This window comes from Bradyrhizobium sp. BTAi1, from assembly GCF_000015165.1.
GTDB lineage: Bacteria > Pseudomonadota > Alphaproteobacteria > Rhizobiales > Xanthobacteraceae > Bradyrhizobium > Bradyrhizobium denitrificans.
In genome coordinates, this window is record NC_009485.1 from 4,246,808 (window position 1) to 4,272,197 (window position 25,390).

Sequence of the window (25,390 nt, forward strand, 5' to 3'; positions counted from 1 at the left end):
TCATGGCCCATCCCGGAATGTATCGTCGTTTTCGCAAGCTCCTGATCGCCAACCGCGGCGAGATCGCCGTGCGTGTCATCCGCACTGCGCGGGCCATGGGATTGAAGACCGTCGCTGTCTATTCCGAGGCCGACCGCAATGCGCTGCATGTCGCGCTCGCCGATGAAGCCGTGCTGCTCGGCCCCGCGCGCGCCCGCGATTCCTACCTCAACATCGAACGGCTGATCGAGGCCGCCCGGCAGACCGGCGCCGAGGCGCTGCATCCCGGCTACGGCTTCCTGTCTGAGAGCGCCGAGTTCGCGCAGGCCTGTCTCGATGCCGGGCTGGTGTTCGTCGGCCCCACGGCTGCGATGATCACCGCGATGGGCTCGAAGTCCGGTTCCAAATTCCTGATGGAGCAGGCCGGCGTGCCGCTGGTGCCCGGCTATCACGGCGAGGCGCAGGACGAGGCGACGCTCGCCGATGAGGCGGCGCGGATCGGCTATCCCGTGCTGATCAAGGCCTCCGCCGGCGGCGGCGGCCGCGGCATGCGCGTGGTCCATGCGGCCGGCGATCTCGCCGATGCCGTCACCAGCGCCAAGCGCGAGGCCAAGGCGGCGTTCGGCGACGACCGCGTGCTGATCGAGAAGTTCGTCGAGAATCCGCGCCACATCGAGGTGCAGATCGTCGGCGACAGCCACGGCAATCTGGTCTCGCTGTTCGAGCGCGAATGCACCCTGCAGCGCCGCCATCAGAAGGTGATCGAGGAGGCGCCGTCGCCGACGCTGTCGCCGGCCCAGCGCGAGACGGTCTGCGCCGCGGCGCGGCGCGCGGCGGGCGCGGTCAACTATGTCGGCGCCGGCACCATCGAGTTCGTCTCCGACGGCCGCGACGTGTTCTTCATCGAGATGAACACGCGCCTGCAGGTCGAGCATCCCGTCACCGAGCTGATCACCGGCGTCGACCTGGTCGAATGGCAACTGCGTGTCGCCTTCGGCGAACCGCTGCCGCTGACGCAGGACCAGATCAAGCTCAATGGACATGCGATCGAGGCACGCGTCTACGCGGAAAACCCCGCGAAGAACTTCATGCCCTCGGTCGGCACGATCAAGACCTGGCGGCTGCCGGCGGAGACCGGCGGCCTGCGCATCGATGCCGGCTATCGCGAGGGTGATGCCGTCTCGCCCTATTACGACGCGATGCTGGCCAAGATGATCGCCTGGGCGCCGACGCGCGACGTCGCCATCGAGCGGCTCAACCGCGGCCTCGAGGACACGGATGTCCGCGGCATCGTCAGCAACATTCCGTTCCTGTCGGCACTGTTGACGCATCCCGACGTCGCGGCGAATGCCATCGACACCGGCTTCATCGAGCGCCATCTGGAGCGTCTGACAGAAGCGGGCGCTGCTGCCGGGGATGTCGAGCTTTGCGCGGCGGTCGCGGCCGTTCTGATCGATGAGCAGAAGGCCGCTTCCCATGAGGTGGGATCGCCCTGGCGTGCCCAGGGCTGGATGCCGGTCGGCTTGCGGGAGCGCGTCTTCTCGTTCCGCCAGAGCGGGAGCAGCGATCCGCGGACGGTGACGCTGACCTATGGACCGGGCGTGCGGACGCTGTCGATCGATGGCCGGGTGACGGCGTTCTCGGCGATCCCGACAGAGGATGGCGGTTTCGACCTTGTGCGCGACGGCGTCAAATCCCATGTGGTGGCGGTCATCGAGGGGCACGAACTGTATCTGCGCTCCCGCAACGGCCGCTTCGATCTGCATTGGATCGATCCGTTCGGCGGCGATGACGAGGAACAGGCCGGCGAGGACAAGATCGTCGCGCCGTTGCCAGGCACCGTGGTGGCATTGCTGGCGCAGGAAGGCGCCGTCCTCGAGAAGGGCGCGGCGATCCTGACGCTGGAAGTGATGAAGATGGAGCAGACCCTGCGCGCGCCGTTCGCGGGCGTGCTCAAGGCGATCAAGTGCAAGGTCGGCGACATCGTGCAGGAAGGTGTCGAACTGGCGGAAGTCGAACCCTCCGCCTGATCCTCCAACCCCAGAGGGCAGCATGAGCGAGAGCGTGCGCATCATCGAAATGGGCCCGCGCGATGGCCTGCAGAACGAGAAGACCCAGGTCAGCGTCGCCGATCGCATCGCCTTCATCCGCGGGCTCGTCGCGGCCGGCCTGACCACGGTCGAGGTCGGCGCGTTCGTCTCGCCCAAGGCGATCCCGCAAATGGTGGGCTCGGATGAGGTGATGCGCAGCGTCGCCGCGCTGCCCGGCGAGTTCCATGTGCTGGTGCCCAATGTGAAGGGCTACGAGGCCGCCCACGCGGCCGGCGCCAAGGTGATCTCGGTGTTCACCGCGGCCTCGGAGAGCTTCTCCCGCGCCAACATCAATTGCGGAATCGAGGAGTCGCTGGAGCGCTTCAAGCCGGTCGTCGCGCACGCCAGGACCGACGGCATCAAGGTGCGCGGCTACGTCTCCTGCGTTCTCGGCTGTCCCTATGAGGGCGAGATCAAGCCGCAGGCGGTGGCCGACGTGGCCAAGGCGCTGTGGGATCTCGGCTGCTACGAGGTCTCGCTGGGCGATACGATCGGCGTCGGCACGCCGCTCAAGGCCAAGCAGATGCTGCGCGCGGTCTGCGACGACGTGCCGGTGTCGCATCTGGCGATGCATTTTCACGACACCTACGGGCAGGCGCTGGCGAACCTCTACGCCGGCCTGGAGGAGGGGGTCCGCGTCATCGATGCCGCCGCCGGCGGTCTCGGCGGCTGCCCGTTCGCGCCGGGCGCGACCGGCAATGTCGCGACCGAGGATGTCGTCTACATGCTCGAAGGCATGGGCATTCGCACCGGCGTCGACATGACCAGGCTGCTGGCGGCCACCAACGAGATCAGCCGGCTGCTCGGCCGCCCCCCGGTCAGCCGCGTTGCCGCCGCGCTGAATGCGAAAGCGAAGAGGGCGAATAGCGAGTAGCAAATGGCGAGTAGGGGTCCATTCGCGGGATCCCTATTCGCAACTCGCTATTGTCTATTCGCCGCCGCGTCACCGGCTGAGATCCGGCCCCATCACAAGGTCCGGAAGCGCCGTCGAGATCTGCGGCACGAAGCAGAGCAGCAGCACCGCGGCCATCATCAGCAGCACGAAGGGCAGGGTGCCCCAGATCACCTCGCGCAGCGGGATGTCCGGTGCGACGTTGCGGATGACGAAGATGTTCAAGCCCACCGGCGGGTGGATCAGGCCCATCTCCATCACGATCGTCATGACGACGCCGAACCAGATGATGTCGAAATTCGCCGCACGCAGCGGCGGCAGGATGATCGGCGCGGTCATCAGGATGATCGAGACCGGCGGCAGGAAGAAGCCGAGCACGACCACCATCAGCAGGATCGCGAACAGCAGCTCCCAACGCGGCAGGTGCATCGCCACGATGTATTCGGCGACAGACTGCGAGATGTGCAGATAGCTCATCACGTAGGAGTAGAGCAGCGACATGCCGATGATCAGCATCAGCATCGTCGACTCACGCAAGGTCGCCCGCATGATCGGCGCGAGGTCGGTCGGACGCCAGACACCGTAGATGAGCGCGATCAAGGCGAGCGCGAGAATGCCGCCGAGACCGGCGGTCTCCGATGGCGTCGCCAACCCGCCATAGAGCGCCACCATGACGCCGGTCAGCAAGAGCACGAACGGGATCACGCGCGGCAGCACCGAAAAGCGCTGTGCCATCGTGTATTCGTCCTTGATCAGGATATCCGACCAGGTGCCCGACTTCTCGTAGACCGCTTTCGCCTGCGCGTATTCCTGGCGGAAGCGCACCACCGCATAGACGCCGAACAGCGTGACCAGCAGCAGCCCCGGCCCGATCCCGGCCAGGAACAGCCGTCCGAGCGACTTCTCCGCGGCGATCGCGAACAGGATCATCGTGATCGAGGGCGGCAGCAGGATGCCGAGCGTGCCGCCGGCGGCGATGATGCCCGCGGCGAACCCGCCGGAATAGCCGCGCTTGCGCATCTCCGGGATGCCGGCCGAGCCGATCGCCGAGCAGGTCGCCGGCGACGAGCCGGCCATCGCCGCGAACAGCGCGCAGGCGAACACGTTGGCGACGCCGAGGCCCCCGGGCACACGATGCAGCCAGGCATGCAGCGCCGAGTAGAGATCCTGGCCGGCGCGGGAGCGGCCGATCGCGGCGCCCTTGAGGATGAACAGCGGGATCGACAGCAGCGTGATCGACGCCATTTCCTCATAGACGTTCTGCGTCACCGTATCGAGCGACGCGGAGGGCATGTAGATCGCCATGAACACCACGGCGACGGCGCCGAGCGCAAACGCGATCGGCATGCCGGCGAACATCGCAAACAGGGTGGCAGCCCCGTAGGCAATCCCAATCCCGAACACGCTCATCGCCGCGCTCCGGTCAGCGGCGCCACGATCTGCAGCAGCAATTGCAGGCAGAGCAGGGTCATGCCGGCGGCCATCAGGGCATAGGGAATGGCGAGCGGTGGCGACCACATCGAGTTCGAGACCTGACCGTCCTCCCAGGCCTCATGGGTGAGGGTCCAGGATTTCCAGGTGAAGAAGGCACAAAACAAAAAGCTGGCGACGTCGACGAGCCAAAGCCTGATCTTGTTCGCCAAGGGCGACATCAGGCCGACAAAGGCCTCGATGCTGACGTGGCCGCGATGCTCCTGCACATAGGCGGCGGTCATGAAGGTGGCGCCGACGAGCAGGAACACGGCGGCTTCGTCCTGCCAGTAGTTGGCGGCCTTGAACAGCGCGCGACCCGCCACGCTGTAGCTGAGGATGACACAGGCCGCGATCAATGCGATCGCAGCGAGAACGACGATGATGCTGTTGAGCATCGAGATCACACGCTGAAGCGGCGCCAGCGGTCCGCTGGCGCCGGTGGGCGTGGCCTCGCTATCGGAGACGGGCGCGTGCATCAATCAGGCCGCCACGTCGGAGGCGAGCTTCAGGAGCTTGGCGCAGTTCGCGGACTTCCCGCCATAGTCCTTCCAGGCGGTATCACGGGCAATGTCGCGCCACTTGTTGACGGTCTCGAGGTCGAGCTCGGCCACCTTGGCGCCGGCCTTTTCATAGACCTTGGCGACCTCGATGTCGTCGTCCTGCGCGCCCTTGCGCCCGAAGGCCTCGAGCTCGGCGCCGACGGCGAGCAGGACGTCCTGCTGGTTCTTCGGCAGCTTGTCGAACGTCGCCTTCGACATCATCAGTGGCTCGAGCATGAACCAATAGGACGCCTTGGCGCCGGAGGTCAGAGCCTTCGCGACCTCTTCGAGGCGGAACGAGATCAGGCTGGTCGAGGAGGTCAGGCCGGCATCGCAGGCCCCGGTCTGCATCGCCGTGTAGATCTCGTTCGACGGCACCGACAGCACCGACGCACCGGCGGTCTGCAGCACCATGTCCATCTCGCGCGAGCCGCCGCGCACCTTCATGCCCTTGGCGTCGTCGGGGGTGACCAGCGGCCGCGAGCGGCTGGCGACGCCGCCGGCCTGCCAGACCCAGGTCAGCAGGATGATGCCCTTGTCGGCGAGGAAGTCGCTGAGCGCCTTGCCGACTGGCTCGTTCTTCCAGCGCAGGCCCTGATCGTACGTGGTGACGAGGCCCGGCATCAGTCCGATATTGGTCTCGGGAACCTCGCCGCCGGCATAGGGCATCGGATAGAGGCTGATGTCGAGCGCGCCCTTCCGCATCGCCGAGAACTGCGCAACGGTCTTGATCAGCGACGAGTTCGGATAGATCTCGGCCGCGATCTCGCCGCCAGAGCGCTTCGACACTTCCTCGGCGAACATCCGGCAGAGCCGGTCGCGGAAGTCGCCCTTGTCGATGGTTCCCCCCGGGAACTGATGGGAGATCTTCAGCGTGGTCGCCGCCCGAGCGGTTCCGGTTCCAAAACGCAGAATGGCGGGCGCAGCGAGCGCGGACGCGAGGACAGTGCGGCGTGAAAGCATGAGAGTTCCCCTGGACAACGTCTGGTTGGGTTCCCGATCCGGTTCGTAAGCAGCCCTTATAGGAGCCGGAGTGCAGGAATTACCTCTAGCCGAACAATACAGTTGGTTCGAGGGCGAATGCACGGGACGCGACATATTGCTGCGATGCACATGCCTGTGAATCCCTAGCGCGGGTTGTACTAACATTCGCCCGACGGGCGAAATTGTGTCGAGGTTCAAACACCGCAAAACTCGAATCAAATTTGATCGAGCCAAAAATTTTCAGTTGGGCCGTAACGATCTCCCTCATTGGAACGTCGACATGGAGGAGCGGCGCATCGGTCGCCGTCCAACCCCGTCTCTCGAAGGAGCGATCATCATGACCTATCGTAATCGTCTCGTCCTCGGCCTCTCTGCCGCTGCTCTCGCCTTCAACGTCGCCATCGCGCCCGCGGCGTTCGCCGAGGACAAGATGGGCAAGGATGATGCGATGAAGAAGGGGGCGATGTCCCACGACTCGATGAAGAAGGACGCGATGGGCAAAGACGAGATGAAGAAGGGCGATGCCATGTCGAAGGACGGGATGAAGAAGGACGACGGCATGATGAAGAAGAACTAGGCTTCTTATCGTCGTTGATCGTCGTCATGCGATGGGGCGGCGAGGCCGCCCTGTCGCAGATCTCATGACGTCATCGCGCGATCATCGAGATCGTCGCGCGGACGCGACGCTCGGGGGCAATCACTTCCTCTTGCCACGTGCCTTGCGCGCGGCATAACGCGCATCGCGCTTGGCCTTCTGCTCGGCCTCCATCTCGGCCAGGCGAGCGGCTGCTTCTTCCGCCTCGCGGGCGAGCCGGGCGGCCTCGGCGGCCTTGGCCTCTTCCTCGAGGCGCTTCTGCTCGGCCTTGGCGGCCTCTCGCTCGAGACGCTGCTGCTCGCGCCGGGCGGCGGCCGCTTCGCGCTCCTGCCGCCGCTTCACGACTTCGGGATCATCCGGTCCCGGCTGCGCCTTGAACTTCTGCAGAATGCCCTGGCGGGCCTGCTGCGCGGCCTTTTGCCGATCGGCAAATCCGGGTTCCTTGAATCCTCTCATGGAGACGTCGTCACTTCGCTACTGGTTTGGATTGGTGTGGTTCGATCAGGCTGCATGCGCTGCCCGACATTCATCCACGTTGTCGTGAATATCGGCGGAGGCGAGCGCGAGGCCGTGTGTATAGGATCGCACGCGTCGATGACAAATGCTTTATCGCCATTCCTTCACATGCCGCACGTTTGGCGCTTGCATGACGCGCGCCGCTGGCTATGTAAGCACCCCCGCCACGCTGACACAGGTCAGTCGGGTGTGAATTGCTTCACACCAGCGGGCATCGGCGGGCCAGGATGGCCTGCTTCCAGCGGAGTTTACCGGCATGACCTCGGTGTTTCGGAGGCATGGACGCCTTGCGCTCATGCTCGTGCTTCTCGGCTCGGCCGTGAGCGCGCTCGTCATGACTGCCGTGTTCGCCCACCCGGCGGCGGCTCCGAGCCGGTTGCTCGGCTCGGAGTGGGAGTGCGGTCAATTGTTCTGGGTGACCAGCTGCACGCGTGTCGCGCCGATTTCACCTGCCTCCCGCCGCCTCGGTCCGGCTTTCGACGACCCGGCAAATCCGCAGCCGGTCTAGGGGCACCGTTTCATGAGTGAGCGCGACGCAGGCCAAGGCCGGAGAGGAGCGATTGCTGGGCTGCTGTTTGCGGCGATCGTGGTCGGCTTCGGCCTGTGGCTGGCCCACAGCCTGACGGCAGCGAGCAAGATGCAGGATTGCCTGATGTCCGGCCGCAGCAATTGCAACGTGATCGAGCCCGCACGCTGACGCCGGGGCCGGCCGCGGGTCATCCGCTCAACGCTCCGCCGCGAATCGCGGTGCAAGAATGATGGCGGCGAATCGCCGCCGTTCGGTTGTATGTTGCGGGGCGTCGCTGGCGTGCCGCAAAATTGTCGGGTTTGTCCCAGTCTGTCCCGCAATTCATGCCCGTTCTGGCCATATCGTGGGGACCAGTGAACCGGGTTTCATCGCACGCCGACCAAGGCCGTAGGCAGCGCGGACGGCGGGCCAGTGAGGGGAAGATGAGAATGGCATTGTTCGATCAGACCAGGTTCTGGCTGCCGGCGCTGGCCGTCTTGTCGGTGATCTCTTCGCCCCTCCAAGTACGGGCCCAGGCTCCGGACCAGGTTGGTCCCGGTGCCGCTCACCCCCCGCAGGGGCGCCCGCCCAGCGTCATCCGGCAGCCGCCGGCCGCCGCCGTTCAACCGGGCGGACAGCCCCATGCTCAGCCCCCCCGCCAAGGGTCGGGGCCGGTTGCGGGACAGCCAAGCGGGCCCGGACCGCGTGCCGCCGCTGCGCCACAGGCGCGGCCACCCGGACCGGGCTATGACCGCGGACCTGCGGCCACGGGCCGGGCGCCTGACGCGCGCTACAGCCGCGGCGCGATTGCAATGCGCGATTATGGCGGACAGCGTTATCGCGGCCGCGTCGGCTGGGAAGGGGGGCGCTGGCGTCACGAAGTCCACAATGGCCGGCCCGGCTGGTGGTGGGATGTCGGCGGGGTCTGGTATTATTATCCTGAGCCGATGGAAGGTCCGCCGACCTACGTCTCCGAGGATTACGCCGACGACGTCGTCTACGCGCCGGCTGCTGCTTATCAGGCGCCGCCGCCGGTCGCCTATGAGCCGGCTCCGCCACCGCCGCCGTCCGACCCGGATCCAGGCGCCAGCGCGCTCGGCGGGGCCATCATCGGCGGCGTGCTCGGCGGGATTCTGACTGGCAAGGCGGGCGGCGCTGCCGCCGGGGCCGTGATCGGCGGCGCGACTGGCGCGATCGCCGGTGCGACGGCAGCGGCGCGGCCGGGCTATTATCTGTCCCAGGGCAATTGCTACTACCGTTACCCCTCGGGAGAGTATGTCGCTGTCGATCCGCGCTCCTGTTACTAGCTCACGCCGGTCCGCAGAGATGTGCATGGGTTTCCGCTCTCCGGCCGTGCGTTGCGATTGATGCTCCGCAAAGGTCCGGAGCCGGAGTTGGAACGAATCCTGGTAAGGTCCTCTTCCGTGCTGGTCTCAGTGAGAGTTCTGGAGCGATGACCAAGGCGTCCAAGCTTGTTGCCGCCAAGGGCGGAAAAGTCCTCCTGGTCCGACGCCGCATCGACGGGCGCTGGATGTTCCCGGGCGGCCGCAAACGCGCACGGGAGACGGCGAAGGACTGCCTGAAGCGCGAGATCAAGGAGGAGCTGCCGAAGCTCAAGCTCGGCCGTCTTCGCCTGTGGAAAGAAGTCACGGCGAAGAACAAGCGGTCGGGACGCAAGATGAGCGACGCGATCTTCATCGCCAAGAATGCCAGGGGGCGGCTGGAGATCGGCGACAAAAATGAGATCGACCGCGCCGTCTGGCAAAAGCCCTACGGGCTCAGCCTGACACCAACCTCGCGCTATATTCGCGACCGTCTGTTTCCGCGCAAAGCGGATTAGGTCGAGATGCCGGTTCAGAGAGCCGCGCCCTGATCTTGTCCGGCATCGCGAGCGATGATCTTATCGGGACACCGACGTTCACGCCTGCACTTCAGGCTGTAATTGAAGCCGAAAGTGGAACAACTGGCGAGGTCGGACGTTGTCTGGTCATGACTTACGAAAGCACAGCCAGACCGCCACGCGTCCTTACGCCTGAAGAGCGTCGGGCGCGCGATGCCACGCGCAGGGCCGATGCCGAGCAGGCCATGCGAGAACATGAGGAGGCCCAGCGGGCCTTCTATAAAAACCGCGAGCGACTCCGGGCCGAGCGCTTGGCGCGCGAAGCCGCCGAAAAGCGTCGCTGAGCTGCCGGCTCCCCCAGCTCAGCCTGCGGGACGCGTCCGGAAAGCGTTCGCCATGCGCAGGAACGCCCGATCCAGCAAATCGTACATGTCGCCGGTGATGTCGCAATCGAACATCGCCCGGCGCATGCACGTCATCCACTCGTCGCGCTCGGCGTCTCCGATGGCATAGGGACGGTGCGCCGACATGATGCAGCGATGTTCGGCACGCTCGAAATAGAGCGCAGGCCCGCCCAGCCAGCCGCTCAGGAACTCGAACAGCAATTGCCTGATCGGACCGAGGTCGGCATCGTGCATGGCGCGGATCTTCCGGGCATCCGGCTCCTCGTCCATGATCGCATAAAACCGATCGGCGAGGCGCCGCACGCCGGCTTCGCCGCCGATGAGCTCGTATGGCGTGGCTTCGACCACGATAGCGTCGGTTGAATGGGCTTCGCTGGCTGAATTGGCTGCCGTCATCGCATCTCGTTTCCCTGGGCGCCTCACAGCCAATAGTCGCCTGGAGCGCACCGCCTTGATCTGCATCAAAGATGAAATGCCGATGGCGGCCGCGTGGCGCTGCCGGACGCGAGCGAACACAGAGGCGAGGTGGGAGACGCCAGCTAGCGAATATTGGCCTTCACGAGGCGCTGACGGTCGGTGTCGGCTGCGATCTGACGCAGCGTCTGGCGCAACAGCGCGAGATCGACCGGTTTGCAGAACGGCGGATAGACGTTCAGGCCGAGGATCTTGCCGGCACGGACCGTGACGTCGCGGGTCTGGTCGTCGGATCCGCTGATGATCAGGACGGGGGTGCGGGATTTCATGTCGGCCAGCAGCTGCAGCACTTCCGTGCCGGAGCGCTCACCGAGGTTGAGGTCGAGGGTGATGCACTCGAAGTTGCGCCGACGCAGCACGTTGATGGCGCCGTCCACCGAGTTCACGCCGGTCGTCGCAAAGCCCGCCTGCACGGCGATCTTGCGCAGGATCGACAGATGAACGTCGGCATCTTCGATCACGAGAAGTTCGTTCAGCATGGTCCCCGCGCGGCTGTGTGTCGACTTCTGATGGACCACCGCACCTTAAAAGTCGGTTTCTAAGCTCCACGTAAATTTTCAATCCCGTAAAATTCCGGACCCCGGCGTCGCCGCATAGCAAAAGGTCGCTCGGTTGCGCCGCCTGCTGCCTGGTCGGCCGAGGAGATCGGCTATCATGCCGCTCGATGTCGGACGCAGGGTCCGGAATCATGCCCTTGAGTTCATGACAAGTCGCCGGCGTGACCGCAGGTCAGCCGGCTTGGAAAGCAAGCCGATGTCACTCTCCTCTCTTTATGATGAAGCGCTGGTCTATGCGGCGGACCTGCACCGGAGCCAGGTGCGAAAGGGCAGTCGGGTGCCCTATATCGCGCATCTGCTCAGCGTCTCCAGTCGCGTGCTGACGGCGGGCGGCAACGAGGTGCAGGCCATCGCCGGACTGCTGCACGACGCCGCCGAGGATCAGGGCGGACAGGCCACGCTGGACGAGATCCGCCGGCGGTTCGGCGACGGCGTTGCCGAGATCGTGGCGGACTGCACGGATTCCTGGGTCGAACCGAAGCCGGCATGGCGGGCCCGCAAGGACGCCTACCTTGCCAAGCTGCCGCACAAGCCAGTAACGTCGCTGCTGGTCTCGCTCGCCGACAAGGTCGACAATGCGGAGGCGATCGCGAAGGACTATGATGAGATCGGCGATGCGGTGTGGCAGCGCTTCAGCGGCGGACGGGACGGCACGATCTGGTACTACCGCACGCTGAGCCTCATCTTCGATCAGACATTGCCCGGGCCGTTGGCGCGGCAGCTCGCACGAACTGTTGGGACCTTTCCGTCCTGATCGGTTCGGGGATGGAGCTTGCCTGCCCCGGTTTGCGGATGACAACCTCAGATGGATCGATTATACAGCCGGCCATGATCACCGTCGCCACTCATCGTTTTGGTCGCATCACGCACCGTAGCTCGCTGGCGGCGGGAGGATCGCGCTCAATCTGACGATTTGCAGCATCTGATCCGAACAGCCGCCAGGACCTGGCGGCTTTTTTGTTGCCGGCAGGTTCTTCGTTTCCAGGGGAGCCCGATATGCCGAGCACGACCGACGATCCGAGCATCAGCGCCATCGAGGCGTGCACACTTCGTGACGCCTCGCGATCACCGGTTCTTTTCGGGCGCGGACGCTCCCCGAGCCATCCGATTCCGTCCAAGCCCGGCGCGAACGTCTACTACTTGGTGCGCTCGGTCCCTGACCGAAGCCACGCCGAATCGAAGCCCACGCCGTTGCTGCGGCTGTGGTGGAAGCGCTGGCGCGAGCGTCACCGTTTCGCCCGGGAGCTACCCTGGATCGCCGACGAGGTGCTGGCGGATTACGGCCTCACGCGCGACGAGGCGCGCCGGCTGTGCCGCCGTCCGTTCTGGCGGGCGTGAAGCGAACGCGGCGCCTATCTGCCGGCCAAATGCTCGACGAAGAACCTGACGACCTCGGCATCGAACGAACGATGAAATGCGGCGCGGTCGAAATCGGCGGGCGTATTGGCGCAGATGCGCGGCACGGCGGCGGCCAACTCCGCGGAGCAGGGCGCGAGGAAGGCGAAATGCGCTGCGGGGACCGTGTGAACCTCGGGATGGCCAGGAAGCGCGTCAGCAACCCGCGCGGTCCCGCCCGGGTCGGCGCCGTTGCCCCCGAGTTCGGATCGCCAGATCTGCAGCGGGATCTTGATCGCAGCCAGATTGGGTTGCGTGAACGGCGTCGACGGCGCCGTATCGGCGAGCACGGCCGCTTTGATCCTCGCATCATGCGTCCAGCTTGTCGGAGTGTCGCCTCCGCGGACCTGCGTACAAAACGGGTTCGCTTGGGTACAGTACTGGGCGACCCGCTGCATGTCCGGATCAGCGCCGGCCAGCACCAGCCCGGTATAGCCGCCCTTGGAGAAGCCGAAGAATCCGATCCTGTCGGGATCGATCGCGGTGCGGCCGTTCCAGTCGTTCAGCATGAAATCCGTCAGGCGTACGATGTCGGCGGGACGCGACGCCCAGGTCGACAGGCTCTCGCGCGCTGCGTCATCGCCAAAACTGTCGCCGGGATGGCTGATCGCGGCAACGATGAAGCCGGCATCGGCCAGCGCCTCGTTGAGATCGTGATGCTGGCCGAACCAGCCGCCGCGGCCATGCGAGAACACGATCAGCGGCAGCTTGGTGCCCTTGATCGGGCAGTCCTTGACGCCGGGCAGGGAATTCTCGCCGGTGATCGCAAGGCCGCCGAGCGGTACGCTCTCGTCTGCCTTTGCGCAAGGCGTCCAGATCGCGCCTTTGAGCTTCGGGTCGGCGTCGAGGAGCTGAAGCCCTGCGGCGTTCGCGGAGGAGGACAAAATTGTGAGGCTGAACGAAAGCGCAGCGAATATGCGTAGCACCACGGTCTCCTGCAGACGTTTGACTCGGCGCGCCCCAGCCAAAGGTGTGTTGACAATTTACGGCGTGCGCAACGGACCGCCGAGCTTGTCGCCGCCATCAGGGCGTTTCAACTCCAAGTCTGTCGCTAGGCTTTCCTCGAAGTTCAACACGGGCCGGGACAGATTCGTGACAACATTGCTTACGTCTGCGGTCGCCTCGGGCGCTTCACCGGATGCAGCCGGGGCGCCCGCGCGACGCGCGGGCGCAGCCGCGTCGCGGCGGCGCGCTTCGGCTTCACGGCTCCTTGCGGCCGCGCCAGCTCCATCAGCAGGCGCAGGGCCTCGAGGACCGAGCGCGTGCGCACAGCGCTGCGGCCGATGGCGCCGAAGCGGTGCTCGCGGTGGGTGATACGGCCGTCGCGGGCGGCGACGGCGAAATGGACCAGGCCGACCGGCTTGCCGGGGGTGGCGCCGCCGGGGCCGGCGATGCCGGTGATGGCGACTGCGAGGTCGACATCGGCCCGCTCCAGCGCGCCGACCGCCATCTGGATCGCGGTCTCCTTGGACACCGCGCCGAAGGTCTGCAGCGTCGAGGCTTCGACGCCGAGCATCGCGCGCTTGGCCTCGTTGGAATAGGTGACGAAGCCGCGGTCGATGACGTCGGAGGAGCCGGGGATCTCGGTCAGCGCGCCGGCGACGAGGCCGCCGGTGCAGGATTCGGCGGTGGCGATCATCAGCTTGCGCGACCGGCAGAGGTCGAGCAGCGAGCGGGCCAGCGCGCTGGTGGAGCCGATTTGACGTTCGCTCGCCATGAACAGCGTTCCCTCGATACCGATCGAGACTTCAGGATTCGCCACCAAAGCGATGGCTTTTGACGAGTTCGAGATGGCGCCGCGAACTCGGCCTCTCCCCCGCGCGCGGGGAGAGGCCGGATTGCATCGCAAGATGCAATCCGGGTGAGGGGGACTCTCCGCGCACCGCGCTCGTGGAGAGTCCTCCTCACCCCAACCCTCTTCCCGCAGGCGGGGCGAGGGAGCGCACCGCGCTCGCGGTGATAGCTCGATTCCAACTTCCAGAGATCAGTTCGATCTCGTATTTCAACTTAGCGGTCGACGTCCCCTCGCGTATCGATCGCTTCGATCTCACATTCTCGACGCCGCCGGCGTCATGCGCTCCACGGCAGCCGGATCGTCGCACTTGCGGTCGCGGCGATGCCTTCCTCGCGGCCGGTGAAGCCGAGGCGCTCGCTGGTGGTGGCTTTCACCGCGATGCGCGAGATATCGACTCCCGAAATCTCGGCGATGCGTGCGCGCATCTGGTCGCGCAGGGGACCGATCTTCGGCCGTTCGCAGATCATCGTCACCTCGAGATTGGCCACCCGTCCGCCGCGCGCCGTGACCCGCTCGATCGCGTATTTCAGGAACTGATCGGACGAGGCGCCCTTCCACTTCATGTCCGAGGGCGGGAAATGCGAGCCGATGTCACCATCGGCCAGGGCGCCCAAAATTGCGTCAACCAGGGCGTGCAATCCGACGTCGCCGTCGGAGTGGGCCAGGAAGCCCTTGCTATGCGGCACGCGCAGGCCGCACAGCCAGACATGGTCGCCCTCGCCGAAGGCATGCACGTCGTAGCCGGTGCCGGTCCTGATGTCGCCGAGCTGAGCGGCGAGCCGCGCTTCCTCGCGCACGAAATCTTCGGGTGTGGTGAGCTTCATATTGGCAACATCGCCCTCAAACGTCGCGACGGTCAATCCCGCCCATTCGGCGATCGCCGCATCATCTGTGAACTCGGTGAGGCCGTCGCGCGCGGCGCGCCGATGCGCCTCCAGGATGACCTCGAATTTGAAGGTCTGCGGCGTCTGCGCGATGCGCAGCTTCGCGCGCTCCGGTGTCGCGATGATGTCGCCGCTCGCCGTGACCTCCTTGATCGTGTCGGTGACGGGCACGACGGGAATGGCCGCGCCGGTCTTGCCGGCCGCTTGGATCGCGCGCGAGATCACGGCCGATGTCACGAACGGGCGCGCGGCGTCGTGGATCAGCACGATGTCCGGTCGGTGCGGCACCAGCGCTTCCAGGCCTGCGAGCACTGACGCCTGCCGTGTCGCGCCGCCATGCGCGGGCACCTCGTGGCGCAGGCCACTGACCGCGGCATTGAAGACGTCGATGTCATCGGGGTTCACCACCGGCTGCACGACGGCGACGTCAGGATGCTCCGAAAAGGCGGCGAGCGCGCGGTGGATGACGGTGCGGCCGCCGATCGCGCGATATTGCTTCGGACCGCCGGTGCCGGCGCGCAGGCCGCGTCCGGCCGCGACGAGAATGGCTGCAGTCCGCTGAGAAATCGTCATGGGAACAGGGTATCGATGCTGATGAAGAAGATCGGGTGAGGGATTTCGCGGCTTCTTACATCTGCAGCGAAAGTTAAGCGAGCGGGATCACACGTTGCTTGCATCGTGACCGCGAGTCCGACGCAGTCGCAGAACCCGTCGCTCCGGGGCCCGCTGCGCCGATCCGCCACAGAGCGGGGAGGGACAGGAGCGCGCGGCCTTCAGCCATGCAAAAATCCAGCGGCTCAAGGGTTTACCATGACTGCCGAACAAGCATATTTTGCTGCACTGCACTTGAAACGTTGACGGTTTTGTCTAAAGTGTAGGCATGACGCTTGACTGCCCAAGAATTGTGCTCGAAAGTGCAGGGCGGCGCAATGGTGCGTCTGATGAGATCATGAGTCGTCCGTGACCGGTCCGGTAAAGCCTACCGCCAAGTCCTTGAGAATAGGTGAGGTTTCTCTCGCCAACCGGGCTCTTCTTGCGCCGATGTCGGGGATCACCGACGCGCCGTTCCGCCGACTCGCAGCCGATCTCGGCGCCGGGCTCGTCGTCTCCGAGATGACCGCGAGCGACGATCTCGTCAGAGGGCGGTGGATATCTCGCTTGCGCTGCGAAGCCAGCGGCGTCGGGCCGCATGTGGTTCAGCTGGCCGGCTGCGAGGCGCATTGGATGGCCGAGGGTGCCAAGGTCGCCGAGGATGGCGGCGCCGATGTCATCGACATCAATATGGGCTGCCCGGCGCGCCACGTCACCGGCGGCCAGTCCGGCTCGGCCCTGATGCGCGACCTGGATCATGCGCTCGCGCTGATCGAGGCCACGGTCGAGGCTGTCGACGTGCCGGTGACCTTGAAGATGCGCCTCGGCTGGGACGAGCGTAGCCTCAACGCGCCGGAGCTGGCGCGCCGCGCGGAAGCGGCCGGGGTGCAGTTGATCACGGTGCATGGCCGCACGCGGCAGCAGTTCTACAAGGGCGAGGCCGATTGGAGCGCGGTGCGCGCCGTCAAGCAGGCGGTCGACCTGCCGGTCGTCGTCAATGGCGACATCACGAGCTACGAGGATGCGCGCGAGGCGCTCGACGCCTCCGGCGCTGACGCCGTCATGATCGGCCGCGGCGCGCAGGGGCAGCCCTGGCTGCCCGGCCAGATCGGCCGTCGGCTCGACGGCGGCGCGGAAGAGGGCGCGCCCGCGCTGTCACAGCAGCTCGCTTATTTGACGGCCCTCTATGACGAGATCTGCCGCCACTATGGCGAGCGTGTCGGCCTGCGCCACGCCCGCAAACATCTCAGCTGGGGGCTGGACGTGGCTGCCCGGCACGCCAAGGCGCCGGCTGAAAAACTGAAGGCCTGGCGCGAGCGTATCCTGACGTCGGAGCAGCCGGCTCTGGTGCAGGGGGCGCTGCGAGACGCGTTCGACGATTTTGCCTGGAGTGCAGCCGCATGAGCTCAGCCGCAGAACAGCGCAAGCGACTTCCATCGGATGGCGACGCCATCCTCAACGCCTTGCCGAATCCGGTCCTCGTCATCGGCCCGGATGGCATGATCATGGACGCCAACATGGCGGCCGAATCGTTCTTCGATTCCTCGACCCAGTTTCTGCAGCGGCAATCGCTCAAGAAGCTGGTGCCGTTCGGCTCGCCGCTGCTGGCGCTGATCGATCAGGTCCGCACCACGAGCGCGCCGGTCAACGAGTACAAGGTCGACCTGGGGACGCCGCGGACCGGCGCCGACCGCCTCGTCGACCTGCATGTCGCTCCGCTTCCCGAACGGCCCGGCGCCATCGTCGTGATGCTGCAGGAGCGCACCATCGCCGACAAGATGGACCGCCAACTGACCCATCGCAGCGCCGCGCGCTCGGTGATCGCGCTGGCCGCGATGCTCGCGCATGAGATCAAGAACCCACTGTCGGGCATCCGCGGCGCCGCGCAGCTCCTTGAGCAACAGGCCTCCTCCGAGGACCGCATGCTCACGCGGCTGATCTGCGACGAGGCCGATCGCATCGTCACGCTGGTCGACCGCATGGAGGTGTTCGGCGACGACCGGCCGGTGGCGCGCGGACCGGTCAATATCCATTCCGTGCTCGATCACGTGAAGCGGCTGGCGCAGTCCGGCTTTGCCCGCAACATCCGCTTCATCGAGGATTACGATCCGTCGCTGCCGCCGGTGCTCGCCAATCAGGATCAGCTGATTCAGGTGTTCCTGAACCTGGTCAAGAACGCCGCGGAAGCGGTCGTCGACCTCGGCGCCGACGCCGAGATCCAGCTCACCACCGCGTTCCGCCCGGGCGTGCGGCTGTCGGTGCCCGGCAAGAAGTCCCGCGTATCGCTGCCGCTGGAGTTCTGCGTCAAGGATAACGGCCCCGGCGTGCCGGAAGACCTGATGCCCAATCTGTTCGATCCGTTCGTGACCACCAAGCCGACCGGAAGCGGCCTCGGTCTTGCATTGGTCGCGAAGATCATCGGCGACCATGGCGGGATCATCGAATGCGAGTCGCAGCCGCGCAAGACGACCTTCCGGGTGCTGATGCCGATGTACAGCGCAACCAAACAACCAGACCAAAGCCCAAAGAACAGCCATGGCGATGACGTTTCGGGAACGCCGTTGCATGCCTCACAGGGATCAAATTGAGGACCATCTATGCCTGCAGGTAGCATTCTCGTTGCCGACGACGATACGGCCATCCGCACGGTCCTGAACCAGGCGCTGTCACGCGCCGGCTATGAGGTGCGGCTGACCGGCAATGCCGCCACCCTGTGGCGCTGGGTGAGTCAGGGCGAGGGCGATCTCGTCATCACCGACGTGGTGATGCCGGACGAGAACGCGTTCGACCTGCTGCCGCGGATCAAGAAGATGCGGCCCAACCTGCCGGTCATCGTCATGAGCGCGCAGAACACCTTCATGACCGCGATCCGGGCCTCGGAGCGTGGCGCCTATGAATATCTGCCGAAGCCGTTCGACCTGAAGGAGCTGATCGCGATCGTCGGCCGCGCCTTGGCGGAGCCGAAGGAGCGGGCGGCGAGCCAACCCGACGACAACGAGTTCGAATCGATCCCGCTGGTCGGCCGCTCGCCGGCGATGCAGGAAATCTACCGCGTGCTGGCGCGTCTGATGCAGACCGACCTCACCGTGATGATCTCGGGCGAGAGCGGCACCGGCAAGGAGCTGGTGGCGCGCGCGCTGCACGACTACGGCAAGCGCCGCAACGGCCCGTTCGTCGCGGTCAACATGGCGGCGATCCCGCGCGACCTGATCGAATCCGAGCTGTTCGGCCATGAACGCGGCGCCTTCACCGGCGCCAACACGAGAGCCTCCGGGCGCTTCGAGCAGGCCGAGGGCGGCACCCTGTTCCTGGACGAGATCGGCGACATGCCGATGGAGGCGCAGACGCGGCTTCTGCGCGTGCTGCAGCAGGGCGAATACACCACCGTGGGCGGCCGCACCCCGATCAAGACCGATGTGCGCATCGTCGCGGCCTCCAACAAGGACCTGCGCATCCTGATCCAGCAGGGGCTGTTCCGCGAGGACCTGTTCTTCCGCCTCAACGTCGTACCGCTGCGGCTGCCGCCGTTGCGCGAGCGCATCGAGGACCTGCCGGACTTGGTCCGGCACTTCTTCGCGCTCGCCGAGAAGGACGGGCTGCCGCCCAAGAAGCTCGACGCCGCCGCGCTCGAGCGGCTCAAGCAGCACCGTTGGCCGGGCAATGTCCGCGAACTGGAAAATCTCGCCCGCCGCCTCGCCGCGCTGTATCCGCAAGACGTCATCACGGCCTCGGTGATCGATGGCGAGCTGGCGCCGCCCGCGGTCACGACCGGGTCCAGCACGCCGACCTCGATCGACAATCTCGGCGGCGCCGTGGAGGCCTATCTGTCCTCGCACTTCCAGGGCTTCCCGAATGGCGTGCCGCCGCCGGGCCTGTATCACCGCATTCTCAAGGAGATCGAGATCCCGCTGCTCACGGCCGCCCTGGCGGCCACCCGCGGCAATCAGATCCGCGCGGCCGATCTGCTTGGCCTGAACCGCAATACGCTGCGCAAGAAGATTCGCGACCTCGATATCCAGGTCTACCGCAGTGGCGGCTAGAGCGGTATTATAGCCCTCCGGGCAGGCCGCGATACCGCCGGACTTGAGAATTTATGTAGACAAATCCGCGGCGTGGCTGTGCGCCGCGGAATTGTCGCAATTTGGCAACAGCGTGGTAGGAATGCATCAGTCCGATTCCTTCGGACGTGCCACCATCACCAATTGCCGGAATGACCAGCGCAGACACCTCGGCCACCCCTTTCGATGCCTCGCCCCCTGAGGGGCGGCGCTGGACCTGGCGCACCTGGCTGGCGCCGGTGGCGGTGGCTGTCGCGCTGTCCTCAGGCTTCCTCACCTTCATCGTGCTGGTGGGCTTGAGCCCGATCGAGCCGACGACCGAGGTGGTCAAAACCTTCTATCTGATCGATGCCGGCACGATCCTGATCCTGGTCGGCATCATCATCCGTGAGGTCTGGCAGGTCGTGCAGGCCCGCCGACGGGGCCGGGCGGCAGCGCGGCTGCACGTCCAGATCGTCAGCCTGTTCTCCGTCATCGCCGTGCTGCCGGCGGTGCTGGTCGCCGTCGTCGCCAACGTCACCATCGACCGCGGCCTGGATCGGCTGTTTTCCGGGCCGGCCAAGGTCGCGATCCAGAATTCGCTGACCATCGCCCGCGCCTATATGCAGGAGCATGCGCAGTTCATCCGCGGCGACATTCTCGGCATGGCCAATGACATCGCCCGGGCCCGGCCGCTGTTCGACCAGGACCGCGCCAGTTTCCGCGAGCTGCTGACCGCCAGCGCCGCCTCGCGCAACCTGCCGGGCGCGATGATCATCGACAAGAACACCAACCCGATCGTGTGGGCGGAGACCGGCGGTGTGCAGCTGGCTTATTCGCCGCCGGCGCCCGAATTCCTGAACAATGTCGGCGAGCAGGAGCCGGAGATCGCGGTTCTGCCGGAGTCCAACTACGTCGCAGCGGTGATCAGGCTGCGCGCCTTCAACGATACCTTCCTCTATGTCGCGCGCCCGCTCGATCCGCAGGTCGTCGACCAGCTCAAACAGACCGAGCTGTCGGTCGCCGAATATGCCCAGGTCGAGGCGCGGCGGTTCGGCATCCAGGTCGCCTTCGCATTGATGTTCGCGGTGATCGCGCTGACCATTCTGATGGCCTCGGTGCTGATCGGCCTGAACTTCGCCAATTGGCTGGTCGCCCCGATTCGCCAGCTGATGAATGCCGCGCATGTGATCTCGACCGGCGATCTCAACGTCCAGGTTCCCGTGCACCGCTCGGAAGGCGATCTCGCCCAGCTCGGCCAGACCTTCAACAAGATGACGCAGGAGCTGCGCACGCAGCGCGACGAACTGGTCAGCGCCAGCGAGCTGATCGACAGCCGGCGCCGCTTCATCGAGGCGGTGCTGTCGTCGGCCTCGGCCGGCATCATCGGCGTCGATGCCTCGGGCAGTGTCGGCATCCTCAACCGCTCGGCCGAGAAGCTGATCGGACATGCGGAGCAGGAGGTGCTCGATCATCCGCTGTCGGAGGTGCTGCCCGAGCTCGACGACATGATGAAGACCGCGCGCGAGGGCAAGCAGCGCCTGGTGCAGGGGCAGATCACCATCCAGCGGGACGGCCATGAGCGGAACCTGTCGGTGCGTGTCACCGCCGAGCAGACCAATCAGGCCCGCGACAGCTATATCATCACGCTCGACGACATCACCGAACTCGTCTCGGCGCAGCGCACGTCCGCCTGGGGCGACGTCGCGCGGCGCATCGCCCATGAGATCAAGAATCCGCTCACGCCAATTCAGCTTTCCGCAGAACGGATTCGCCGCAAATTCGGCAAGGTCATCACCGAGGACAAGGCCGTATTCGAGCAGTGCACCGAGACGATCGTGCGGCAGGTCGACGACATCAGGCGAATGGTCGATGAGTTCTCGCGTTTCGCCCGGATGCCGAAGCCGGTGATGGAGGGCGAGGACGTCGCCGACACGGTGCGCCAGGCCGTCTTCCTGATGAAGGTCGCGCATCCCGAGATCGATATCGAGACCGAGATCAAGCAGGACCCGCTGCGCGCGCAATTCGATCGGCGCCTGATCTCGCAGGCTCTGACCAACATCATCAAGAACGCGACCGAGGCGATCGAGGTGGTGCCGGAAGAGGAGCTGGGCAAGGGCCGCATCGACGTCGTCGCGTCGCGCGAGGGCGACGATGTGACGATCGACGTGATCGACAACGGCATCGGCCTGCCGAAAGTGGCACGGCAGCGTTTGCTCGAGCCCTATGTCACGACACGGGCAAAGGGCACCGGCCTCGGCCTCGCGATCGTCGGTCGTGTGTTGGAGGATCACGGCGGCCGGCTGGAGCTGAAGGACGCCGCCGATTTCCGTCCTGGCCAGCGCGGCGCGTGGATGCGGCTGCGCTTTGCCGTGTCGGGACAGGCCGCCAAGGCGGGTGCCAAGGAGCAGCCCGCTGCAATCGCCGCAACCGACGGCGCACCAACAAATGAGTCCGCGGGGGAAACCGCGGGCCCGGTTGAAACGACCAATAGCGAACCAAAAATCCAGGCCGCAACACGCGGCTGACGAGACAGGCGTGACCATGGCGAGTGATATTCTGATTGTCGACGATGAAGCCGATATCCGGGAGCTGGTAGCCGGCATCCTGGATGACGAGGGCTTCACGACGCGAACCGCTCGCGACAGCGATTCGGCACTGGCCGAGATCGCCGGCCGCCGACCCAACCTCGTGTTTCTCGACATCTGGCTGCAGGGCTCCAAGCTCGACGGCCTGCAGCTGCTGGAGCAGATCAAGAAGGATCATCCGGACCTGCCGGTCGTGATGATCTCGGGTCACGGCAACATCGAGACCGCAGTCGCCGCGATCAAGCGCGGCGCCTATGACTTCATCGAGAAGCCGTTCAAGTCCGACCGCCTGATCCTGGTCGCGACACGCGCGCTGGAGACGTCGCGGCTCAAGCGCGAGGTGCGCGAGCTGAAGCAGCTGGCACCGACCGCGAGCACGATGACCGGCCGCTCGCCGTCGATGAACCAATTGCGCCAGACCATCGAGCGCGCCGCCAAGGCCAACAGCCGCATTCTGATCGTCGGTCCGCCCGGCTCCGGCAAGGAGCTCGCCGCGCGCACGCTGCATGCCCAATCGCCGCGCGCCGAGGGACCCTTCGTGGTCATCAACGCTGCGGCGATCACGCCGGAGCGGATGGAGGAGGAGCTGTTCGGCGTCGAGCAGTCCAACGGCGAGCAGTCACGCAAGACTGGCGCGCTCGAAGAAGCCCATGGCGGCACGCTGTTCGTCGACGAAATCGCCGACATGCCGCGGGAGACGCAGAACAAGATCTTGCGCGTGTTGGTCGACCAGACCTTCCAGCGTGCGGGCGGCACCACCAAAGTGCACGTCGATGTGCGCATCATCTCGTCGACCGCGCGCAATCTCGAGGAGGAGATCGCCGCCGGCCGCTTCCGCGAGGACCTCTATCACCGCCTGTCCGTGGTCCCGATCCGCGTCCCGCCACTGTCCGAGCGGCGCGAGGACATTCCCGAGCTGATCGACTATTTCATGGACCAGATTTCGGTCACGACCGGACTGCCGAAGCGGCAGATCGGCCAGGATGCGATGGCGGTGCTGCAGTCGCATGTCTGGCCTGGCAATGTCCGCCAGCTCCGCAACAATGTCGAGCGCGTGATGATTCTCGCGGCCGGCGGGCCCGAGGTGATCATCACCGCCGACATGCTGCCGCCGGATGTGGGGTCGATGGTGCCGGCCATGCCCACCAGCAACAATGGCGAGCACATTATGGGCCTTCCACTGCGTGAGGCGCGCGAAGTGTTCGAGCGCGACTATCTGATTGCGCAGATCAGCCGGTTCTCCGGCAACATCTCGCGCACTGCCGAGTTCGTGGGCATGGAGCGATCAGCGCTGCATCGCAAGCTCAAGGCCCTTGGGGTGGGCTGACGGTTCCAGGTCGGCCAAACTTGCCGGGCGGGACGAATTTACGTTGGAAAATTCGTCCGGCCCCGAAGTTTTACGGACGAATCCGGGTCTTTTGGAACCGGTTTCCCTGCATTCGGCTTGCCTAATATGCTCGCCTGTCTTCTAATCCAACGTCCCATGATCCCTCGAGGGGGATCTCAATGGATCATGGGCCACCGCGGCGGTTCCGAGACCTGCAATCGGAGCGTCATGGGATCAATAAGAAAAAGCACAAGACTGCGAGATAACAACGATGGCGGCAGACCGCGCACAGAACCTTCAAGACACCTTTCTCAACCATGTTCGCAAAACCAAGACGCCGCTCACGATCTTCCTGGTCAATGGCGTGAAACTGCAGGGGATTGTCACATGGTTCGACAATTTCTGCCTGCTGCTCCGGCGCGACGGTCACTCGCAGCTCGTGTACAAGCATGCGATCTCCACCATCATGCCCGGCGCGCCGATCCAGCTGTTCGAGGGCGGCGAGGACGCTTCTGCGTGAGAGTGACCTGATTGGAACCCCGCGATCGCGAAGGGACCATCGGCCTCGCGAGGCCAGATGACAACAAGAGGAGCGGGCTGGTCGTCGTGGTCGGCCCTTACTTGCGAGCGCGCCGCGGCGACGATGGCGCGCAAGCGAGCCACGCCGACATGCGTGATTTCGAAGCCCGAATCGACGAGGCCGCCGGCCTGGCGCGAGCAATCGATCTCACCGTCACGGAGGCGATCCTCGCGCCGATCGCACAGATCCGCCCCGCGACCTATCTCGGCAAAGGCAAGGTTGACGAGATCGCGGGCGTGATCGCCGGGCAGGGGGCCGAGCTCGTCGTGATGGATTGCGCGCTGTCGCCGATCCAGCAGCGCAACCTGGAGAAGGCCTGGAACACCAAGGTGCTCGATCGCACCGGGCTGATCCTTGAGATCTTCGGCCGCCGCGCCAAGACCAAGGAAGGCGCGCTGCAGGTCGAGCTCGCGCATCTCAACTATCAACGCAGCCGCCTGGTACGGTCCTGGACCCATCTCGAACGCCAGCGGGGCGGTTTCGGCTTCATGGGCGGTCCGGGCGAGACCCAGATCGAGGCCGACCGCCGGCTGATCGGCGACCGTATCACCCGGCTCGAGAACGAGCTGAAGAAGGTCCAAGCGACGCGGCGGCTGCACCGCGCCGGACGGCAGCGCGTGCCGTATCGCGTGGTGGCGCTGGTCGGCTACACCAATGCGGGCAAGTCGACGCTGTTCAACCGTCTCACCCGCGCCGACGTGCAGGCCGCCGACATGCTGTTCGCAACGCTCGATCCGACCTTGCGGGCGATCACGCTGCCCCATGGCGGCAAGGCGATGCTGTCGGACACCGTGGGCTTCATCTCGAATCTGCCGACGCAGCTCGTCGCGGCATTCCGCGCCACGCTCGAGGAGGTGCTGGAGGCCGACGTGATCCTGCACGTGCGCGACATGTCGCATGAGGACGCCGAGGCGCAGCAGCATGATGTCGAGCTGGTGCTCGGTCAGCTCGGCATCGATCCCGAAGCGACCGACACCATCATCGAAGTCTGGAACAAGATCGACCGGCTCGACGAGGCGGCACGCGAGAACCTCGCCAACATCGCGAGCCGCCGGCCGCCGGAGCGGCCATGCCTGCTGGTGTCTGCCCATACCGGGGAGGGCGTCGACGCGCTGCTGCAGGCCATCGAGGACCGGCTTGCCGCGGCCCGGACCACGCTCGATCTGACCATCGACGCCGCCGACGGCGCCGGCATCTCCTGGCTCCATCGCAATGCCGAGGTGCTGAGCAAGGAGCTGCACGAGGGGCATTACGACATGACGGTGCGTGTGGATGCGACCAAGCGCGATATCGTCGTCGAGCGCTATCACGGCGTGCCCAGGGTCGCGTGAGCTGCCCTTTT

The 25,390-nt window shown here is 65.6% G+C and carries 26 protein-coding genes; 17 read left to right on the forward strand and 9 right to left on the reverse strand.

Going from position 1 to position 25,390, the window contains the following annotated elements; translation table 11 throughout:
• Positions 1-2 precede the first annotated feature (2 nt).
• Together BBTA_RS18960 and BBTA_RS18965 are read left to right on the forward strand one after the other, a co-directional pair.
• Positions 3-2,009 carry an acetyl/propionyl/methylcrotonyl-CoA carboxylase subunit alpha gene (locus tag BBTA_RS18960; protein ID WP_041750753.1) on the forward strand — a complete coding sequence of 669 codons (2,007 nt, stop codon included), beginning with the start codon at positions 3-5 and terminating at the stop codon, positions 2,007-2,009.
• A gap of 22 nt (positions 2,010-2,031) precedes the next feature.
• A complete protein-coding gene (locus BBTA_RS18965) occupies positions 2,032-2,943 on the forward strand; it encodes a hydroxymethylglutaryl-CoA lyase (RefSeq protein WP_012044117.1) in 912 nt (303 codons plus the stop codon).
• Positions 2,944-3,012: 69 nt separating this feature from the next.
• Here BBTA_RS18965 and BBTA_RS18970 read toward each other — a convergent pair whose 3' ends face one another.
• Genes BBTA_RS18970 through dctP form a run of 3 tightly spaced genes read right to left on the reverse strand, consistent with a single transcriptional unit; the run spans position 3,013 to position 5,936 of the window.
• A complete protein-coding gene (locus BBTA_RS18970) occupies positions 3,013-4,371 on the reverse strand; it encodes a TRAP transporter large permease (RefSeq protein ID WP_012044118.1) in 1,359 nt (452 codons plus the stop codon).
• Positions 4,368-4,910, reverse strand: a complete 543-nt coding sequence (locus BBTA_RS18975; protein ID WP_012044119.1) for a TRAP transporter small permease — start codon at positions 4,908-4,910, stop codon at positions 4,368-4,370. Before BBTA_RS18975 ends, BBTA_RS18970 begins: the two co-directional genes overlap by 4 nt.
• A 3-nt stretch (positions 4,911-4,913) precedes the next feature.
• On the reverse strand, positions 4,914-5,936 hold the full coding sequence (gene dctP, locus BBTA_RS18980; RefSeq protein WP_012044120.1) for a TRAP transporter substrate-binding protein DctP: 1,023 nt from the start codon (positions 5,934-5,936) through the stop codon (positions 4,914-4,916).
• A 358-nt stretch (positions 5,937-6,294) separates the two neighbouring features.
• Here dctP and BBTA_RS18985 point away from each other — a divergent pair, with 358 nt between their 5' ends.
• Positions 6,295-6,534, forward strand: a complete 240-nt coding sequence (locus tag BBTA_RS18985; protein ID WP_041751518.1) for a pentapeptide MXKDX repeat protein — start codon at positions 6,295-6,297, stop codon at positions 6,532-6,534.
• A 120-nt stretch (positions 6,535-6,654) separates the two neighbouring features.
• Here BBTA_RS18985 and BBTA_RS18990 read toward each other — a convergent pair whose 3' ends face one another.
• Positions 6,655-7,008, reverse strand: a complete 354-nt coding sequence (locus BBTA_RS18990; RefSeq protein ID WP_012044122.1) for a DUF6481 family protein — start codon at positions 7,006-7,008, stop codon at positions 6,655-6,657.
• A 316-nt stretch (positions 7,009-7,324) separates the two neighbouring features.
• On the opposite strand from BBTA_RS18990, the gene BBTA_RS18995 reads away from it, so the two are divergent.
• The 5 genes from BBTA_RS18995 to BBTA_RS39010 all read left to right on the forward strand — a co-directional run bounded on the left by BBTA_RS18995 (position 7,325) and on the right by BBTA_RS39010 (position 9,760).
• The gene (locus tag BBTA_RS18995; protein WP_012044123.1) at positions 7,325-7,576 is read left to right on the forward strand and encodes a hypothetical protein; all 252 of its coding nucleotides are present in this window, start codon (positions 7,325-7,327) and stop codon (positions 7,574-7,576) included.
• A gap of 12 nt (positions 7,577-7,588) precedes the next feature.
• Positions 7,589-7,765 carry a hypothetical protein gene (locus BBTA_RS40805; protein WP_012044124.1) on the forward strand — a complete coding sequence of 59 codons (177 nt, stop codon included), beginning with the start codon at positions 7,589-7,591 and terminating at the stop codon, positions 7,763-7,765.
• Positions 7,766-8,025: 260 nt separating this feature from the next.
• Positions 8,026-8,883, forward strand: a complete 858-nt coding sequence (locus BBTA_RS41375) for a hypothetical protein (RefSeq protein ID WP_012044125.1) — start codon at positions 8,026-8,028, stop codon at positions 8,881-8,883.
• 146 nt (positions 8,884-9,029) lie between these two features.
• Positions 9,030-9,416, forward strand: a complete 387-nt coding sequence (locus BBTA_RS19005) for an NUDIX hydrolase (protein ID WP_012044126.1) — start codon at positions 9,030-9,032, stop codon at positions 9,414-9,416.
• Positions 9,417-9,565: 149 nt separating this feature from the next.
• Positions 9,566-9,760, forward strand: a complete 195-nt coding sequence (locus BBTA_RS39010; protein ID WP_083780679.1) for a hypothetical protein — start codon at positions 9,566-9,568, stop codon at positions 9,758-9,760.
• 18 nt (positions 9,761-9,778) lie between these two features.
• Here the strand turns inward: BBTA_RS39010 and BBTA_RS19010 are convergent, their stop codons facing one another.
• Together BBTA_RS19010 and BBTA_RS19015 are read right to left on the reverse strand one after the other, a co-directional pair.
• Positions 9,779-10,216 carry a group II truncated hemoglobin gene (locus BBTA_RS19010; RefSeq protein WP_012044128.1) on the reverse strand — a complete coding sequence of 146 codons (438 nt, stop codon included), beginning with the start codon at positions 10,214-10,216 and terminating at the stop codon, positions 9,779-9,781.
• 143 nt (positions 10,217-10,359) lie between these two features.
• Positions 10,360-10,773, reverse strand: a complete 414-nt coding sequence (locus BBTA_RS19015) for a response regulator (protein ID WP_012044129.1) — start codon at positions 10,771-10,773, stop codon at positions 10,360-10,362.
• Between the two features lie 274 nt (positions 10,774-11,047).
• Between BBTA_RS19015 and BBTA_RS19020 the strand changes: the two genes are divergently transcribed.
• On the forward strand, positions 11,048-11,605 hold the full coding sequence (locus tag BBTA_RS19020; RefSeq protein ID WP_012044130.1) for an HD domain-containing protein: 558 nt from the start codon (positions 11,048-11,050) through the stop codon (positions 11,603-11,605).
• Between the two features lie 242 nt (positions 11,606-11,847).
• Complete coding sequence (locus tag BBTA_RS19025) at positions 11,848-12,189, forward strand: DUF1127 domain-containing protein (protein ID WP_041750754.1); 342 nt, start codon at positions 11,848-11,850, stop codon at positions 12,187-12,189.
• Between the two features lie 14 nt (positions 12,190-12,203).
• On the opposite strand, the gene BBTA_RS19030 is transcribed toward BBTA_RS19025, so the two are convergent.
• The 3 genes from BBTA_RS19030 to BBTA_RS19040 all read right to left on the reverse strand — a co-directional run bounded on the left by BBTA_RS19030 (position 12,204) and on the right by BBTA_RS19040 (position 15,498).
• Complete coding sequence (locus tag BBTA_RS19030) at positions 12,204-13,172, reverse strand: prolyl oligopeptidase family serine peptidase (protein ID WP_041751520.1); 969 nt, start codon at positions 13,170-13,172, stop codon at positions 12,204-12,206.
• Positions 13,173-13,351: 179 nt separating this feature from the next.
• Positions 13,352-13,963: a CinA family protein gene (locus tag BBTA_RS19035; RefSeq protein ID WP_012044134.1), complete on the reverse strand. Its 612-nt coding sequence runs from the start codon at positions 13,961-13,963 to the stop codon at positions 13,352-13,354.
• 353 nt (positions 13,964-14,316) lie between these two features.
• Positions 14,317-15,498: a bifunctional 2-C-methyl-D-erythritol 4-phosphate cytidylyltransferase/2-C-methyl-D-erythritol 2,4-cyclodiphosphate synthase gene (locus BBTA_RS19040; RefSeq protein WP_012044135.1), complete on the reverse strand. Its 1,182-nt coding sequence runs from the start codon at positions 15,496-15,498 to the stop codon at positions 14,317-14,319.
• A gap of 468 nt (positions 15,499-15,966) precedes the next feature.
• Here BBTA_RS19040 and dusB point away from each other — a divergent pair, with 468 nt between their 5' ends.
• From dusB to hflX, 7 genes are all read left to right on the forward strand, one after another.
• Complete coding sequence (gene dusB, locus BBTA_RS19045) at positions 15,967-16,920, forward strand: tRNA dihydrouridine synthase DusB (RefSeq protein WP_012044136.1); 954 nt, start codon at positions 15,967-15,969, stop codon at positions 16,918-16,920.
• Positions 16,917-18,104, forward strand: coding sequence for a nitrogen regulation protein NR(II) (locus BBTA_RS19050; protein ID WP_012044137.1), 1,188 nt, complete (start codon positions 16,917-16,919; stop codon positions 18,102-18,104). The genes dusB and BBTA_RS19050 overlap by 4 nt, the downstream gene beginning before the upstream one ends.
• A gap of 9 nt (positions 18,105-18,113) precedes the next feature.
• Complete coding sequence (gene ntrC, locus BBTA_RS19055) at positions 18,114-19,556, forward strand: nitrogen regulation protein NR(I) (protein WP_012044138.1); 1,443 nt, start codon at positions 18,114-18,116, stop codon at positions 19,554-19,556.
• 170 nt (positions 19,557-19,726) lie between these two features.
• A complete protein-coding gene (locus tag BBTA_RS19060; protein ID WP_012044139.1) occupies positions 19,727-22,081 on the forward strand; it encodes a PAS domain-containing sensor histidine kinase in 2,355 nt (784 codons plus the stop codon).
• Between the two features lie 16 nt (positions 22,082-22,097).
• A complete protein-coding gene (locus BBTA_RS19065) occupies positions 22,098-23,468 on the forward strand; it encodes a sigma-54 dependent transcriptional regulator (RefSeq protein WP_012044140.1) in 1,371 nt (456 codons plus the stop codon).
• Positions 23,469-23,739: 271 nt separating this feature from the next.
• Entirely contained in the window at positions 23,740-23,988 is a 249-nt protein-coding gene (gene hfq / locus BBTA_RS19070) for an RNA chaperone Hfq (RefSeq protein WP_006613906.1), read from the forward strand.
• 11 nt (positions 23,989-23,999) lie between these two features.
• Positions 24,000-25,379 carry a GTPase HflX gene (hflX, locus tag BBTA_RS19075; protein WP_012044141.1) on the forward strand — a complete coding sequence of 460 codons (1,380 nt, stop codon included), beginning with the start codon at positions 24,000-24,002 and terminating at the stop codon, positions 25,377-25,379.
• The last annotated feature ends 11 nt before the right edge of the window (positions 25,380-25,390 follow it).